The sequence below is a fragment of the Pseudomonas tolaasii NCPPB 2192 genome (assembly GCF_002813445.1).
GTDB classification, from domain to species: Bacteria; Pseudomonadota; Gammaproteobacteria; order Pseudomonadales; family Pseudomonadaceae; genus Aquipseudomonas; species Aquipseudomonas tolaasii.
Genome location: NZ_PHHD01000001.1, coordinates 6,073,877 through 6,088,560 on the forward strand (window position 1 = coordinate 6,073,877; position 14,684 = coordinate 6,088,560).

A 14,684-nucleotide genomic window follows, 5' to 3' on the forward strand; every position below is an offset into this window, starting at 1 on the left:
ATGCATATCACTCCCATGCCACCATTGCAAAACCTCGTCGCGGTTGAGGCAAGCGCGCGCCACAGTAGTTTCACTCGGGGCGGCAACGAAATTATGTACGCATGTGCCAACGAGAGAGGAACGGTGTGATGGCAACCATCAGTAAATCGCCACAGACAGGCGCGGTAATAGCCCCATGCCAACCTTGAAGATCGCGCAAAGCCTAGGTCCCAAAGCTTGTCTGGCGCCCCTTAATCTACCTTGGGAGTGAATCCTCATCTTCGGTAGTGTTAAGAATGAATGCGCCATTAGGGCGGGACATAGTGCGAAACCATACCGTCCATCCGTTGATGGAACCGTACGACCTGTTCCCGCTGCTGCCTTGGTCGGTAGCCTAACCGTAGGTCAAGCGGCGCCATTTGCTTAACGCCGCCCGGTCAGCGTAACCAAACTCATATGGCTGGTGACGTTCGTATTTTTGAGTGAAGAAGGATATTAAAATGGATAATAAATCCCTCAAATTGCCACACTCAAAAACTTTCTATCGCCCAATCGAAGTTGCCATCCGCTGGTGCGATTTATTACATCTAGAGGCGCAGATAGTCAGCGAAGCCGATCACTTACTACTGCAGCGAGGATATACTCATTCTTATCCCTGCATTCAACAAAAACTCGAAATTTTATGGGATGCCATCCGTCATCAGGAACTGCCGTACGGTTGTCTGGGAGTCACTGTGTCATCTAGCGAACACGTCGAACCTGCCTTACTGACTATCCGACATACTGACCTAAAAAACTGGTTCACTCAATTTCTTTCGGGTGAAAAACCAGCCTTTTTATTCAATGACTTGGAAAGAAAATCTGTACTACCTGAAACTTCTGACACGTACAATTTTTTATTGACAGAGATCGAAATATACAAGATCAAGCAAGCTCGCACTCAGTCCTTACTTCTTGAACTTCAGGAAGAACGAGACTCCCTTCGCGAAAAGAATATTGCTCTTACTTCAGAACTTTGCGTGCGAGGCAAGCCCTCCGAACGAAGCCAAAAAAACTATCTGCGTCTGATCGGAGCGCTTTTGAAGCTTATGCTTGGGAAATCCCCAGGAGGCAGATCTTATTCCACATTGACAAGTCAAGCTTCGATCATCAGTGCGCTGATTGCACACAATCGTAATAAGCCAGGTTTCAGCCAGCGTACTCTTGAGGAAAAATTTGCAGCGGCCAAGCGATGCATCGATGATTTTGAATAGATACCGAAATCCGCGAGAGCCACTATCGCATTTTTCGGTGCTCAGTTACTCATCTTGTTCTTGAATGGCAACTCCCCAGCAAGTGCTATGGAGTGCTCCACATGACTGATCAATTGGCCCTCTACCTGCCCACGCGCGCAGACAACATTGAACGCCACATCATGCGACGTGACGAGGTGGAACGAAAAACCGGCTTCAAACGCGCGCACATCTACAACCTGATGAAGGAAGGTAAATTCCCTCAGGCTAAACGCATTGGATTGCGGGCAGTCGGCTGGGACTCGCTGGAAATCGAGCAGTGGGTCGTTGAACGCTTAGGCCAACAGGCCTGATGCCATGCGTGTGGTATCGGTGGTTTCCACCAAAAGCGGGGTGGGCAAAACCACAGTAGCCGCCAATCTCGGCGGCCTACTGGCTGACGCAGGCCTACGCGTCCTGCTACTGGATCTGGATAGCCAACCCACCCTCTCCAGCTATTACGCCTTGAGCCAGAAGGCTGATGCCGGTGCGTACGAGTTCATCGCACTCAACCTAGCTATGCCTGCCCAGATTATTTCCAGGACAGTGATTGCAGGGCTCGATCTGATCGTCTCCAACGACGATCAAGGTCGACTGAGTACCTTGCTGCTGCACGCCCCTGACGGGCGATTTCGCCTACGCAATCTGCTCGACAACTTCCGCGCCCGTTACGACCTGCTTTTGATCGACACCCAAGGTGCGCGTAGCGTGCTGCTGGAGATGGCCATCCTGGCCTCCGACCTTGCCCTCTCTCCCATCACCCCGGAAATGCTCGCCGCCCGCGAACTGCAGCGTGGCACCTTGAAGCTACTCAGCGAACTCGAACCTTTCCGCCACATGGGCATTCCACCGCCCCCTTTGCGATTGCTACTGAACCAGGTGAATAGCATTCGAGTGGACACACGGATGATCATCCGAGGCCTGCGCGAAACCTTTGCTGGGACTACCAATATCTCAGTTCTAGACACCGTAGTTCCAGACCGAGTGGCGTATCTCAATGCCGCCTCCCTTGGCCTACCGGTCCACCGAATCGAGACGCGCCAGTCACGCGAACGACGCTCGCCATCCGCGATGGAAACCATGCAAGCGCTGGCCATTGAGCTATTCCCGGACTGGCACAAAGCGATCTCTTCGGTAAGCCGATGCGCGGAGGTTCAATGAGACAAGTCACCCAACTGGCACTTCTCACCCCGTCATTGTGTTTGATCGATCTTGAGGCCAACCGTTTGGCTAGGAGTTCTCTGATGTTGGATCAACTTCCCATCATCGTTCCACCGTCCACTCAACCACACCACCCGCCTTGTGAGGAGTACTGCACCGTGGTCTTTCGCCTGCAGGGTGGGCGCTCGGCTATGGGCTGGTTCCTCGCAGAACTCTCTCGGCATTTCGAAGGTTCGGGTACTGCCGAGATCGTCAAGTTCGAGGTCGGTGACCATTTGCGCAACCGGCGTTAACTGAGGTTGTTCAGATGAAGAAGCTCAGTCAGGAGCAGATCACCGGCAAGCTGCACCAGGACCACTTCCCTCGGGGCCCGGAGCTGGAGCGGCTGTCCGATCCACTCATCGACACGCCCATGCTGGTCACGCTGGAGCAGTTGCGGCCCTACGAACACAACCCGCGCTTCATCCGTAATCCGCTGTACGACGACATCAAGGCGTCGATCCGTGAGCGCGGACTGGATCAACCCCCACCGATTACCCGCCGCCCGGGCGAATCCTATTTCATCATCCGCAACGGCGGTAATACACGCTTGGCAATTCTCGGCGAGCTGTGGCAGGAAACCCGCGACGAGCGTTTCTTTCGCATTCATTGCCTGTTCCGACCTTGGAGCAATGAAATCACCGCCCTACTCGGCCATCTGGCCGAAAGCGATCTGCACGGCCAACTCACCTTCATCGAACGGGCTCTGGCGGTAGCCAAGCTCAAAACCATGCTCGAAGCAGAGGGAGCGCTGCTCTCGCAACGTGAGTTGGCAGGACATCTTGCCGCTGGAGGCTATCCGATTTCGCAGTCGCACATCAGCCGAATGCTGGACACCCTCGAACACTTATTGCCCGCCATTCCACAAACCCTGTATGCCGGTTTGGGCAAACCTCAAATAGAGCGCCTGATCGGTCTACGTAGCCAGGCTGAACGAACCTGGAACCGCTATCCAACCGCCCCCATTGCGTTCACCGATTTTTGGTTCGATACACTGGGTTACTTTGATGCCGAACCCGAGTCATTCGATCTTGAGCAGCTCCAGGATGAACTGCTCGAACGCATGAGCCGCTTGCTCGGACAGTCCTACCGTATGTTGGCCCTGGAGCTGAGCGATACCCAGCGAGTCATCTCAACGCCGGGCATCGTCGTGACTACACCCTCAGAGAATAGCCATCTGCCGAGCGTTGATGTCGCCGCGGCAGGACCTCCCTCCTCCGAGCTCCATCCCAAATCAACTGAGACTGGGCCCCATACCGAACCCACGCTAGAAGAGCCGCTCACACCGCCAGAAACGAAGGTCGTATCAGCGGTCAGTCTTCCATCACGCGTTCAACAGATCCGTGAACAGATCGATCGCGAGACCGCCACCGACGCGGCATCTTCGGTCGACACCTATGCGATCGACGACATCTGGACTATCGCACCAGCACTGGATAGCCCCGAACAACTGCGATCCGCCATTGCCAAACTGGCGCGGGAAATGGCGGCCTATGCTGGACATCCCGAGAGCATCATCGATCAGAAGCTTGGCTTGGGCTTCGCCCTGAACATCGAGCGAGTTGATCTTGCAGCGCCGCGCACGGCCGGCGTTCACTTATTGCTCCTGGCCCTGCTGCGTGCTCAAGACGAAGTGAACTGGGAGGATCGCAAGCAACTGCCTTCAGCCCTGTTCGGGCAGCTGCTGTTGGGGATCTATCAAATGCCGCTGACAGATCGTCCCGCCATGGATGTGGGACTGGAGCGATTGCCCGACAGTCTGCTCATCAAACTGTATCGCCTGATCCGCCTGGCCCGCCGCCTGATCGACTTAACGCTTAACCAGGAAGGCAACTCACCGAAGGAGCTGCTATGAATCCGTCTTTCAATGTGCTCAACCAAGCCATGCTTACCCAGGTGCTACACGAGTTGCGCCAGGGCAACCTGCAGCGCTGCAAAGCACTTGGACTGGGTGAGGACGACATCTACCTGTTGCAATCTTTACCGCCCACCACCCTGTCACGCCTGGCCCATGCCGCCGTACCATGGGTAGAGGTCAAGATCGACTCGCCGGTGCTGCACCGGTTGATCGAACAAGCCGAACGCGACGAACAGAACGAGCGCTTGATCAACCGCGCGCTCAAGTTAGGCGCCAGCAGCACAATCATGTATCACTACTTCGGCTTGGCGCATTCGGAAACCGCCCTGCGTCGACGTCTGCTCAAGATAGAAACCCGTAAGGGCCGCCCTCAGCATTTGAGCGAAGCCCAGGAACATGCGCTCTGGCAGCGATGGTGCCAGCTACGCACTCAAGACGGTACCGAGGATCAGCTCGACGCCATGATGCTGCTGGCCCAAGAACAGCAGATCAGCTTGACCATCGTCTGGCAGCAGATCAACCAGTACAGCAACGGAACATGAACCCTGCACCTTCCAGTCGCTGGCAGCGTGTTCTGCAGCAATGCACCCAGCAGCTTAGTGAACGCTGGCCCGCACGCCCCACCACTGAACAACCCTCCAACCAGGCCCTGCAGGCGGGCTTTTTGTTCAGTGGCCAATCTCACGAAGTCGTGCTACGTCGGCTGATGTTGGATAATCGGCTGACGCCATTGGAACGGAATGCCTGGCAGGTGTTTCGGCTCATGCTGCACGGTCAGGGCGTGGTCACACCGCGCTATGAGGATTTGCAGCCTTACCTATCAAGCGTGCCCTACGGAGCGTCAGCGTCCCGTGAAACCATTTCTCGGGTGTTGACGATGCTCAGGTTAACGCGCTGGCTCAGTTTGGTGAGTCGCGGACGCGATCAGCTCAGCGGACGTCTTCAAGGTTCGCTGTACGTTCTGCACGATGAGCCGTTAACCCCCGCCGAAGCCATGGAACTGGATCAGGATTACCTGGCGCTGGTCGGACATGCCCTCGGTCATGCCACCAAGGCGGTACGTATTGTCGCCCAGCACGTTGTGGAGGAAGTCCGCCAAGACACGAATATTGATCGGGATCGATTACCGACGCGGCTCGACAGTTGGGGCGGACTTTGGGCGCAGCAAGGATTGGATCCGGAAACCGATGCCGCTCTGCACGATTCCGAACCGGGAGAAAATTCCCTCGTTCGGAATCGTGCAGATCCTTGTTCGGAATCCAAACCAGGCGTGAACGCCAGTGTTTCCGGCAGCGTTCGGAATCCGAACGGCGCCTGTACTGTATTAAAAGAAAGAATAAGTACTGTAACGCGCGCGACTCCACCAGTGGATAACCTTCACTGGCCCGAGCCGCTGCATCTAAGTCCAAGTGAGCGTAAAGCCGTCGCCGTGGCGCTGAACAAGCTCAGCCCAGCGGATCGGCAGGCAGTCCTTAACGAAGCGGGGGCACGCTGTGCGGCTGGTGGTATACGCAAGCCAGCGGCCTATCTGATGGGCTTGGCCCAGCGTGCGCTGAAGGGTGACTTTCGGCCTTGGGCAAGTCAGGCCGAACCATCACCCATCGCAGAGCCGTCCCCACCAGCCCCTTCGCGGACGTCTCGAAAAAAGGGCGAACCTGCATCAGCCGTCGCTCAAGCGTGCCTGAATGAGCTGCGCCAACTGCGTGGAGGGAGTGGACGTTAGTAGATTTGATGCCAGTGGCATCAAATCCATGGAGTTCCACTCTACGAACACATCGGAGCAAACGATGAAACTTTTAGGGAAAAGCCGGTCCCCCCTCCCCACTGACGTCGCCATAGTTAGCCCTCTTAAACCAAATCGAACAGACCGCATTCAGCTTTTTGGCTGCCCTTGACCCTCATCTGTCGCAACGTTCCCGTCCAAGCTTCTGTGAGGACAACACCGTGGCCGATCACTACCAACTCAACCTGGGTTCATTGCGCAGCAGTATCACCCTTACCCTGCACACTCACCACGCCGCCCGCATCTGGCAAGGTCGGACCGCACGTGAAGGTGCCCACTCGATCATGGGCATGGCGGGCTACATCAGTGTCACCAACCTGATCAAACAAACCGCGGCCCAAGACGACCCCTATGCCGACTGGGCTATCGTGCAACTCGAAGAAAAACTCATACAGGCCAAGGCTGGGATGTTAGAACTGAGCCAACAGCTGGATCGGATCAGGCAGGATCTGCCGACACAGATCGACATGGGCGACAACCTCAACATCCACCCCGTCACCTTGCCGTTGTACATCGGTAGCCAGCTGGGCTTTCTCGCGGTCTACCTGCTGACCGACTACGACACTCTGGTGCGCCGGACCCTATTGGCCCATCACACCGCCCTGATCGGCCGCATCGATATGGAAGCCTGGATCGACGACGGCGCCCATCTACTGCGTAGCCTGTTTGGTCAGACACAGCGCTACCGGCATGCCGGCGTCACCCGTGATGACATGGCGGCGAACAACGCCCGTGCCCTGGCGGCCATCGATAAATTGGGTTTGCCCCCCATGGATATACTTGAGGGTCATCGACGCTCCCAGTTCGCGCCGCCGATCACTCGGCGTGGTGCGGTGGCAGTGGATGACGCTGAAGCGTTGGCAGAGCAAGCGAGAGAGCTAGCTGCGACAGTGGATGAGCCGGAGGACGAAGCATGAATCTCATGATCCCGGCTCAACCAATGCCCTTCGAAGTGTTGACACCGGATGCCTATCGACAGCTCGAACACGCCGCCTCCCTAAAAGGCCTTTTAAAACCATTTAAGGGTAAGGGGGAGTTGGAGCAACTGGCACAGGTGGCGAGGGAAATCGAGGCGCAGTTACGTCACCTGATGGAGGCTGTGGTGCAGCAGGCCGGACAGCCCCCTTACTCGCTGCTGGACATTCGTTTAGTGCTGCAGAACACCAGCGCAGGCAGCACCTTTTTGCGTTGGCGCACCCGTGACTTCGCCCGTATGGGGGTTGCGGTCTGGGAACGCCAGGTCTGCAACAAAGCCCTGCCGCAGGCCGTACGCGAGAGATTGCACCGTTTCGAATGCGATCGCATTGCACTGAACCTGCAGATGAGCGTGGTGCACTCGCTCTACCGCCAGGCCACGACCTGCGCGATCAAAATGGACAGCGCCGAGCGGCTGCTGCGCCAGTTCACACCCGCAGTGGAGGTATCACAATGAGTACTTTTTTCGTCGGTGAAGGCAATATCGGCAGTGCGCCGGAGTTCCAGGAGTTCGCCTCAGGCAATGACGAGCCACGGCGCTTGCTGCGGCTGAATGTGTATTTCGACAATCCCGTGCCACGCGAGGGCAGCTATGAAGATCGAGGCGGCTATTGGGCGCCGGTTGAGCTCTGGCACCGCGAGGCTGAACACTGGAGCACGCTGTATCAAAAGGGTATGCGCGTGCTGGTCGAAGGTCGTACGGTGCGTGATGAGTGGGAGGACAGCGAAGACAATGCGCGGGTGACCTTCAAGATCGAGGCCCGTCGAGTCGGCATCCTGCCTCACCGAGTGCACAGCGTGGTCATGCGGGAGCGCTCCAGTGAACCGACGGCCTCTCAAAATACAGAGCAGGCCAGTTCACCGGCGTCGAAATCCAAGAAACGCAGAGAGCCACCACCTACGGACTGACGGACATCAGGCATAAAAATTGCACCTCCACACGAAGTTGCTGGCGTGTTATTACGCGCTGCTCGTGAAGCTCCACACTGCCGACAAACTGCAATGGGCTAGCAGCCTCGGACCATTCAAGCATGCCCTCACCGACTAATATGAGGAACCTGCCATTCAGGTTTCTCATATCCCGTCACTGCTGTTTCCAATAACGCTGCTCCGAACTCAATCTGGAGCAGTTCTATGCGTCTCTTCCTCTGCGAGAAACCTTCCCAGGGTCGGGACATTGCCAAAGTACTCGGGGCCACTCGGCGCGGTGATGGTTGCCTGATCGGCGCCGACTCCACTGTCACCTGGTGTATTGGCCACTTGCTGGAGACAGCCCCACCTGAAGCTTATAGTGATCAGTACAAATCCTGGTCGCTGGATCATCTACCGATCATTCCCGTGCAGTGGCAGGTCGAGGTCAAATCCAAGACAGCGGCACAGTTCAAGGTCATCAAACGCCTGCTCAGTGACACTACCACCGTCATCATCGCGACCGACGCCGACCGCGAAGGTGAAATGATTGCCCGCGAATTGCTGGAGCTTTGCAGGTATCGAGGACCCGTTCAGCGCCTCTGGTTGTCCGCCCTCAACGAGGCGTCGATTCGCAAAGCATTGTCCTCGCTGAAATCCGGTCAGGAGACCTTCCTGCTTTATCACTCCGCCCTCGCCCGCAGCCGCGCCGACTGGCTGATTGGCATGAACCTCAGTCGTTTATTTACCCTTCTCGGTCGGCGGGCAGGCTACGATGGTGTATTGTCAGTTGGACGCGTCCAGACACCCACTTTACGTCTGGTGGTCGATCGGGATCGTGCGATTGCCGGCTTCGTCTCGGTGCCCTACTGGGACGTGGATGTGCACCTGTCCTCGATGGGCCAGCGATTCATCGCCTCGTGGTTACCGCCATGTTCAGGACGGGACGAGGCAGGTCGTTGCCTGCAGCAGGCGCTTGCCAGTCAGGCCGTCCAAGCGATCTCTAGCAGTAAGACCACCACAGTGGTCTCGCTGCAGACTGAGCACTCCCGCGAACCGCCGCCCCTGCCCTTCGACTTGAGCACACTGCAAGAAGTCTGCTCACGCAAGCTGGGACTCGGCGCTCAGGAAACCCTGAACATCGCCCAAACCCTGTATGAAACCCACAAAGCCACCACCTACCCTCGCAGCGATTGCCGCTATTTGCCAGAGAATACGTTCAACGAGGCACCCACGGTACTTGATGCCCTGCTTAAAACGGATCCTACACTCAGAACTGCATTTGGGTGCCTGGATCGATCATTACGCTCCCGCGTATGGAACGATACCAAGGTCACCGCGCACCACGGCATCATTCCCACCACCGAGCCGGCAAACCTGGCGCGGATGTCCGAACAAGAACGCCATGTCCACGAACTGATCCGTAGCCACTACCTTGCGCAGTTTCTTCCGCATCATGAGTTTGATCGAACCCAGGTCGAACTGGAATGTGGCGAAGAACGTTTGACCGCCGTCGGCAAACAGATCCTGATCCAGGGCTGGAAAGGCTTGCTCACCGACAACACCGAGGAGGATGAGCCCAGTCAAAAATCCCAAGTATTACCCATCTTGAAGCAGGGCACGCACTGCGCAGTGGACGATGCCGAACTCAAGTCCATGCGCACTGCCGCTCCCAAACCTCTTACCGAAGGCGATCTGATCAAGGCGATGAAAAACGTGGCCAAGCTGGTCAACGACCCACGCCTGAAACAAAAACTTCGGGACACCACCGGTATCGGTACCGAAGCCACGCGAGCCGGCATCATCAAGGGGTTGATTGAACGCGGTTATTTGCTGAAGAAAAAACGCGCTTTAATGGCCTCCGCCGCGGCCCATACTCTGATCGAGGCGGTACCCGCTGCAGTCGCGGATCCGGGTATGACCGCGATCTGGGAACAGGCGCTGGACGAAATCGAAGCGGGACGTCTGACCCTGGATGCGTTCGTCGCGAAGCAGGCGAACTGGATTGCGCAGTTGGTCGCACACTACCGCTCGCTCACTTTGGCCATAGCGGGAGAAATGAGCCCGGACTGCCCCATGTGCAACGCCTCAATGCTCAGGCGAAAGGGAAAATCAGGTCCGTTCTGGTCATGCTCCCGCTATCCGGGTTGCAAGGGCACTGTGTCAATCAGTAAAGATACGCGTCGCTCTTGATGTGCCATGAGACGATCATCATGAGAACGGTGAGTTCTCTGGCTTGACCTCGTCCCACCCTCTCTGCTGTAGTGCCTCAGGATCATCGCCAACGGCGACCCAAGACCGACTCGCTCCGGGTAGTTCGGTCGGACTCCTTGAGTTCGGAGCCTTCTCTTCTGCGGGGTTTCGTTCCCGTTTTGTGCTCGACCTGATCGTGGTGGCGGATGACCACTGTTGCCTCTACCCGGCAATAGCGGTCATCCGCTTCGGCGATCGTATTCAGTCCCGGAGCCCACCGGGGAAACACGGGGCACCCTTTGTGCGCGGATGCGTGCCAGCATGTTCCGACCCAGGCCACGACAAGGGTCGGTTGGCGAATCATGGCGCAGTTAAACCAAGTTTTGCGAGGAGCTTGTGACTGCGTAAGACCGTCAAAGGTGGCTTTTCTGTTCCTCGCCTGGCGCCTCGCCAGGCCTACTCTTCATTTTTTCATTCCAGTGACTGCTACCGTATTCCAGGCGTAAAAAATCGGGTGGCAGCGCCTTGACGCTCCCCTGTGACAGGCTTATACAAAAGGCGTGGTTCGCTGTCGTTGACAGCCCAGCCCAGGTAGCTTGAACCTTCAAGGCTACGCCACGTTCGTGGTGGTTTACCCAAGTGCGATCAGCGTTCGGAAGCTCGCGCGATTACCGCTTCAGCGGTGATGAATGCCCACTACCCATGCCTGCGGATCACCACCGCAGACGCTCCTCTTCTGCACAGCTATTCCTCCAGACGCATCGTTCGGATCGTCATCGGCTTGCCGGTAGCGAGTCGTTCATTGCTCACCTTCACTTTACCCACCCTGACGGGGGCTCACTTCCCTCTTAGGGATTGTGCGTCGCCGTTTTCCCTTGAAACAGGAGAACCACCATGGCCCACACCAACCAATCCCAAGAAGCGACCACTTACTTCAACCTTCACACCGTCGGTATCGGCTACCTCAACCGTGTTCGTGAAGTACAGGTCCGCCGCGGCCAGCCGTTCATGGCCTGCGATATCGCCGCACTGCACGGTGCCAGCGATGCGGTGGAGTACACCCGTTTCGACTGCAAAGTCGCTGGGGGTGAAGCTGAACGCTTGATTCGTCTCTATATGGACGCCGTCAAAGCCGAGAAAAAGGTCTTGCTGTCGTTCCGTATCGGCGACCTGTGGATCGATCCGTTTCTCTACGAGAAAGGCGATAAACAAGGTCAACCCGGTGCCAGCCTGAAAGGTCGTTTGCTGTTCATCGATTGGATCAAGGTCAACGGGATGTTCGAATACAAAGCGCCCGCCAGGCAGGAAGCAACAGCACCTGCTGAGCAAGCGCCCACCAGTGAACCATCCCCACCATCGGCTGATGCCGAAGCTGACGGGACCGACGAACCAACAGAGGCTCAGGTCGAACCTGAATCTCCACCCACTCCCCGCACGGCCCGCCGTGATGCCACCCGCACTGTTCAGTCCGCCTGAACAGTCCACGATGTTCCACATCAAGGCGCTCTCTCGAGCGCCTTTTCTTCAATCAGCATAGGAGAACCGACATGGAATCCTTCTGGCTTTGCGACGACTGCCTATTCGCTGCGGCTTACGAGGACTACAGCGCGTTATCGCTCTACTACACGACGGATGAGATCGAGGATCGCATCGCCAATATCCATCGTGGACTGGTTCGATTAATGCCCATCAGTGCCGACTTCGATCCCGAAGCCGGCTGGGGGATAAGAGCCTTTTCCCCATTGCCCTGCGACGGCTGTGGTTCACCCCTGCACGGTCAGCGCCATCAATTCACTCAGCTGTAAACAGCGCGCCAGCGACTAACACCCGCCACGCTATATCCACCTGGGGACTCCACTCCCCTCGGGCGTGTACCCCTGATTGTTCCCTTCGGAGGTACCACCATGAGCACCCAACTCACACTGATTGAAACCTCGGATGTCGAGGCTGATCGTATCGTCCAAGAAAACCAGATGATCGACGAAGCGTTGCATATTCTGGATCGTCGGCTGTTCACCCGCGGCCCTACCCTGACCTCACCTGACGCCGTGGCCTCGTACTTAAAACTGCACCTTGTGCAACAGGAGCATGAGGTCTTCGGTGTGATGTTTCTCGACGCCCAGCACCGGGTGCTGGCGTTCGAGATCCTCTTTCACGGCAGCATTGACGGCGCCAGCGTTTACCCCCGACAGGTCATGAAGAGATCCATGGCTCATAACGCCGGCGCTGTCATTTTGGTCCACAACCACCCTTCAGGTTGTACGGAACCCAGTCAGGCGGATCGCCTCTTGACCGCACGGTTGAAGGAGGCCTTGGCCATGATCGAGGTGCGCGTTTTGGACCACTTCATCGTCGGTGAAGGCCGTCCGCTCTCCCTTGCCGAACATGGCTGGCTGTAATCCTCACAGGCGTCTTCGGGCGCCTTGTTCATTTTCACTCTCGAGAACCCTCATGCACCCCGCACACCAAACCTCAACCCTGCTGACGGCCTCAAACCCATTTGTTCGCGGCTACGACAACCTGCATATCGCACGGCTGCTACTGATCACCGATGAAAACGACTGCCCTCCCTGCTTTCGCCCCGTACACGACACACAGGCGCAGCTGCCCGACGAAGAGTTGCAACTGTTCCCCTGCCTGTTCAATGACGATTTCGTCTTGATCAGCGAAGGCCAATCCATTCCGAAGGACTTGGAGGAACGCTGCCCGTCTACCGGGTTGGTGCGCCAAGTGATCTACGCCGTGATGGGCGAAATGTTCAACGAGCGGCATCACGTCGGCGATTTGTACTCCCTGGAAGAAGCCCAAGTCATGGTCCATCGCTTGAGCTTCGAAACGGGACACTACAGTCGAGCCTGGGAGATCAGTACCGCGCACCTTCCCGACGAAGCGATGCTGTGCCTGGAGGCGTGGGTCGGTCACTCCGCCCTGTGGCAAACCGGCCTCTTGTTCGAGCTGTTCAACTTGCCGGATTGCTGTGGCATCGGTTGCAAACTGATCGGCACGCCATGGACGGACGACAACCTGCTGAACATTGAGAGCCAGCCATACTCCAGCCTGAGACAAGAGCAGCTCGACGCCGGCACGCCGGAAGCCTTGGTCAACACACTGTACCTGGCGGCATTGGCGGATGTGCGATTGTTGATTTTCGACCCCGACGCTGCCGTTTTGGATGGGCTCGCCATTTTTGACGAATAGCAACGTGTTCAGCGTTAACACGAACCGCCTTGAATCAACTTTCTCACTGAATCGCTCCTTCACCTCATGTCAGGTTCTGCACTGAATCTGACATGAGGTTTTTTCCATGGAGCGTTTTTTCACGCCTGTGTGCCTGCTGGGTTTGTTGAGCGCCTGCACTGCGCAAATCCCTACCCCATTACCGACCCATTCAGAGATCGACAGTGGCTTCAATCAGGCCCAGCTCTCGTCGGCCACAGCTGTAGGAAGCCATCCGGCAGAGCTTCGTTATGGCCGCTATACGCTGGTCAGCACCGAACCCACCACGGAACAACGCGATCTTCTCGCTCAAATCATTGACGTGAGTATCCCGTCCAACCTAAATCCATCGGTAGAGGAGGCGATGCACTACGTGCTGCTGCGCTCGGGTTATTCGCTCTGTCCAGTTTCCCCGTCGGTGGAGGTGCTGTTTACCCGGCCCCTGCCAGCGGCCCATTACCAGCTCGGTCCAATCCCGTTGCGCCGCGCGCTACAAGTGTTGGCTGGCCCCGCTTGGCAACTCACGACCGATGAAGTCAGCCGTTCGGTTTGCTTCGAACAGCAAAAAACTAATGCCAGCGTCACGCCGATCACGCCAGTCTCGCCCCATCAATGGGAGGCGCGTCCATGAAAGCCTCAACGTTTCAAACCCTCATCATTGGATTGCTTTGCCTGGCGGTCGCCGGCCTGAGCAGTGGTTTGTATAACCAGTATCAGCGCTTGGCCGAGCTACAGAGCACGGATACGCAATACCAACAAACCCTGGACATCCTGCAACGAGATTCAAGCGCTCTCAAGGACACACAGGAAAAACTGCAGTACGCACTGATAGACCTGAAGCAAATGGTCGATACCGGTGAGCTACAGGCCAATACCCTCGATCCGATGCTGGATCAGTGGGCGCAAGAAATACAGGAACTGCACGATGGTCTGGCAGCCCGTGCCACCGCGGCAGACATGACCGCGCTACGTGCACGCTTTGAGCACGTCGAGCAGCAGCTCCTGAACCTCAAGACCAAGCCTTCACTCCCACCACCGACCTCTTCCACGACCCAGCCGAAAAAGACCGCTCACCCCAAGCCCATCCCGCTCTCGCCACCGTTCTCAGTGTTGGGGGTCGAGTCCCGCGGTGGAGAGCACTTTCTGGCGATCGCACCTCATGACAGCCGCTCTCTCACAGAGGTTCGACTGCTGCATAGCGGCGAGGAATTCGGCGCCTGGCACCTAAAAGTACTGGAGCCGAACGCTGCCATCTTCGCGGTGGCCGCTCAGCCAGACCAGACCGTGCACCTCCCTTGAG

17 protein-coding genes and 1 pseudogene are annotated in these 14,684 nt (G+C 57.0%); all 18 read left to right on the forward strand.

Going from position 1 to position 14,684, the window contains the following annotated elements:
- A pseudogene (locus tag ATI14_RS32050) lies at positions 1-93 on the forward strand (LysR substrate-binding domain-containing protein); the annotation flags it as partial.
- Between the two features lie 386 nt (positions 94-479).
- Positions 480-1,232 carry a hypothetical protein gene (locus tag ATI14_RS31290; protein WP_130886754.1) on the forward strand — a complete coding sequence of 251 codons (753 nt, stop codon included), beginning with the start codon at positions 480-482 and terminating at the stop codon, positions 1,230-1,232.
- Between the two features lie 101 nt (positions 1,233-1,333).
- The gene (locus ATI14_RS27590) at positions 1,334-1,564 is read left to right on the forward strand and encodes an AlpA family transcriptional regulator (RefSeq protein ID WP_016973520.1); all 231 of its coding nucleotides are present in this window, start codon (positions 1,334-1,336) and stop codon (positions 1,562-1,564) included.
- A 4-nt stretch (positions 1,565-1,568) separates the two neighbouring features.
- On the forward strand, positions 1,569-2,411 hold the full coding sequence (locus tag ATI14_RS27595) for a ParA family protein (RefSeq protein ID WP_016973521.1): 843 nt from the start codon (positions 1,569-1,571) through the stop codon (positions 2,409-2,411).
- An 83-nt stretch (positions 2,412-2,494) separates the two neighbouring features.
- Positions 2,495-2,704 carry a hypothetical protein gene (locus tag ATI14_RS27600; RefSeq protein ID WP_031320302.1) on the forward strand — a complete coding sequence of 70 codons (210 nt, stop codon included), beginning with the start codon at positions 2,495-2,497 and terminating at the stop codon, positions 2,702-2,704.
- A gap of 14 nt (positions 2,705-2,718) precedes the next feature.
- The gene (locus ATI14_RS27605; RefSeq protein WP_016973523.1) at positions 2,719-4,305 is read left to right on the forward strand and encodes a ParB family protein; all 1,587 of its coding nucleotides are present in this window, start codon (positions 2,719-2,721) and stop codon (positions 4,303-4,305) included.
- Positions 4,302-4,850: a DUF2857 domain-containing protein gene (locus ATI14_RS27610; protein ID WP_016973524.1), complete on the forward strand. Its 549-nt coding sequence runs from the start codon at positions 4,302-4,304 to the stop codon at positions 4,848-4,850. The genes ATI14_RS27605 and ATI14_RS27610 overlap by 4 nt, the downstream gene beginning before the upstream one ends.
- Positions 4,847-6,031, forward strand: a complete 1,185-nt coding sequence (locus tag ATI14_RS27615) for an STY4528 family pathogenicity island replication protein (protein ID WP_080520666.1) — start codon at positions 4,847-4,849, stop codon at positions 6,029-6,031. The genes ATI14_RS27610 and ATI14_RS27615 overlap by 4 nt, the downstream gene beginning before the upstream one ends.
- Positions 6,032-6,252: 221 nt before the next feature.
- Positions 6,253-7,008 carry a PFL_4669 family integrating conjugative element protein gene (locus tag ATI14_RS27620; protein ID WP_016973527.1) on the forward strand — a complete coding sequence of 252 codons (756 nt, stop codon included), beginning with the start codon at positions 6,253-6,255 and terminating at the stop codon, positions 7,006-7,008.
- On the forward strand, positions 7,005-7,523 hold the full coding sequence (locus tag ATI14_RS27625) for a DUF3158 family protein (protein ID WP_016973528.1): 519 nt from the start codon (positions 7,005-7,007) through the stop codon (positions 7,521-7,523). Before ATI14_RS27620 ends, ATI14_RS27625 begins: the two co-directional genes overlap by 4 nt.
- Positions 7,520-7,975 (forward strand): single-stranded DNA-binding protein, encoded by a 456-nt coding sequence (locus ATI14_RS27630; RefSeq protein ID WP_016973529.1) that lies wholly within the window; start codon positions 7,520-7,522, stop codon positions 7,973-7,975. The genes ATI14_RS27625 and ATI14_RS27630 overlap by 4 nt, the downstream gene beginning before the upstream one ends.
- A gap of 225 nt (positions 7,976-8,200) precedes the next feature.
- Entirely contained in the window at positions 8,201-10,168 is a 1,968-nt protein-coding gene (locus tag ATI14_RS27640; protein WP_080520665.1) for a DNA topoisomerase III, read from the forward strand.
- Positions 10,169-11,062: 894 nt separating this feature from the next.
- A complete protein-coding gene (locus ATI14_RS27645; RefSeq protein ID WP_016973532.1) occupies positions 11,063-11,644 on the forward strand; it encodes an STY4534 family ICE replication protein in 582 nt (193 codons plus the stop codon).
- A 71-nt stretch (positions 11,645-11,715) separates the two neighbouring features.
- On the forward strand, positions 11,716-11,973 hold the full coding sequence (locus ATI14_RS27650; protein WP_016973533.1) for a hypothetical protein: 258 nt from the start codon (positions 11,716-11,718) through the stop codon (positions 11,971-11,973).
- A gap of 99 nt (positions 11,974-12,072) precedes the next feature.
- A complete protein-coding gene (gene radC, locus ATI14_RS27655) occupies positions 12,073-12,567 on the forward strand; it encodes a RadC family protein (RefSeq protein ID WP_016973534.1) in 495 nt (164 codons plus the stop codon).
- Between the two features lie 52 nt (positions 12,568-12,619).
- Entirely contained in the window at positions 12,620-13,366 is a 747-nt protein-coding gene (locus tag ATI14_RS27660) for a DUF5983 family protein (RefSeq protein ID WP_016973535.1), read from the forward strand.
- A gap of 106 nt (positions 13,367-13,472) precedes the next feature.
- Positions 13,473-14,015: a PFGI-1 class ICE element type IV pilus protein PilL2 gene (pilL2, locus tag ATI14_RS27665; RefSeq protein ID WP_016973536.1), complete on the forward strand. Its 543-nt coding sequence runs from the start codon at positions 13,473-13,475 to the stop codon at positions 14,013-14,015.
- Positions 14,012-14,683 (forward strand): hypothetical protein, encoded by a 672-nt coding sequence (locus ATI14_RS27670; RefSeq protein WP_016973537.1) that lies wholly within the window; start codon positions 14,012-14,014, stop codon positions 14,681-14,683. Before pilL2 ends, ATI14_RS27670 begins: the two co-directional genes overlap by 4 nt.
- The last annotated feature ends 1 nt before the right edge of the window (position 14,684 follow it).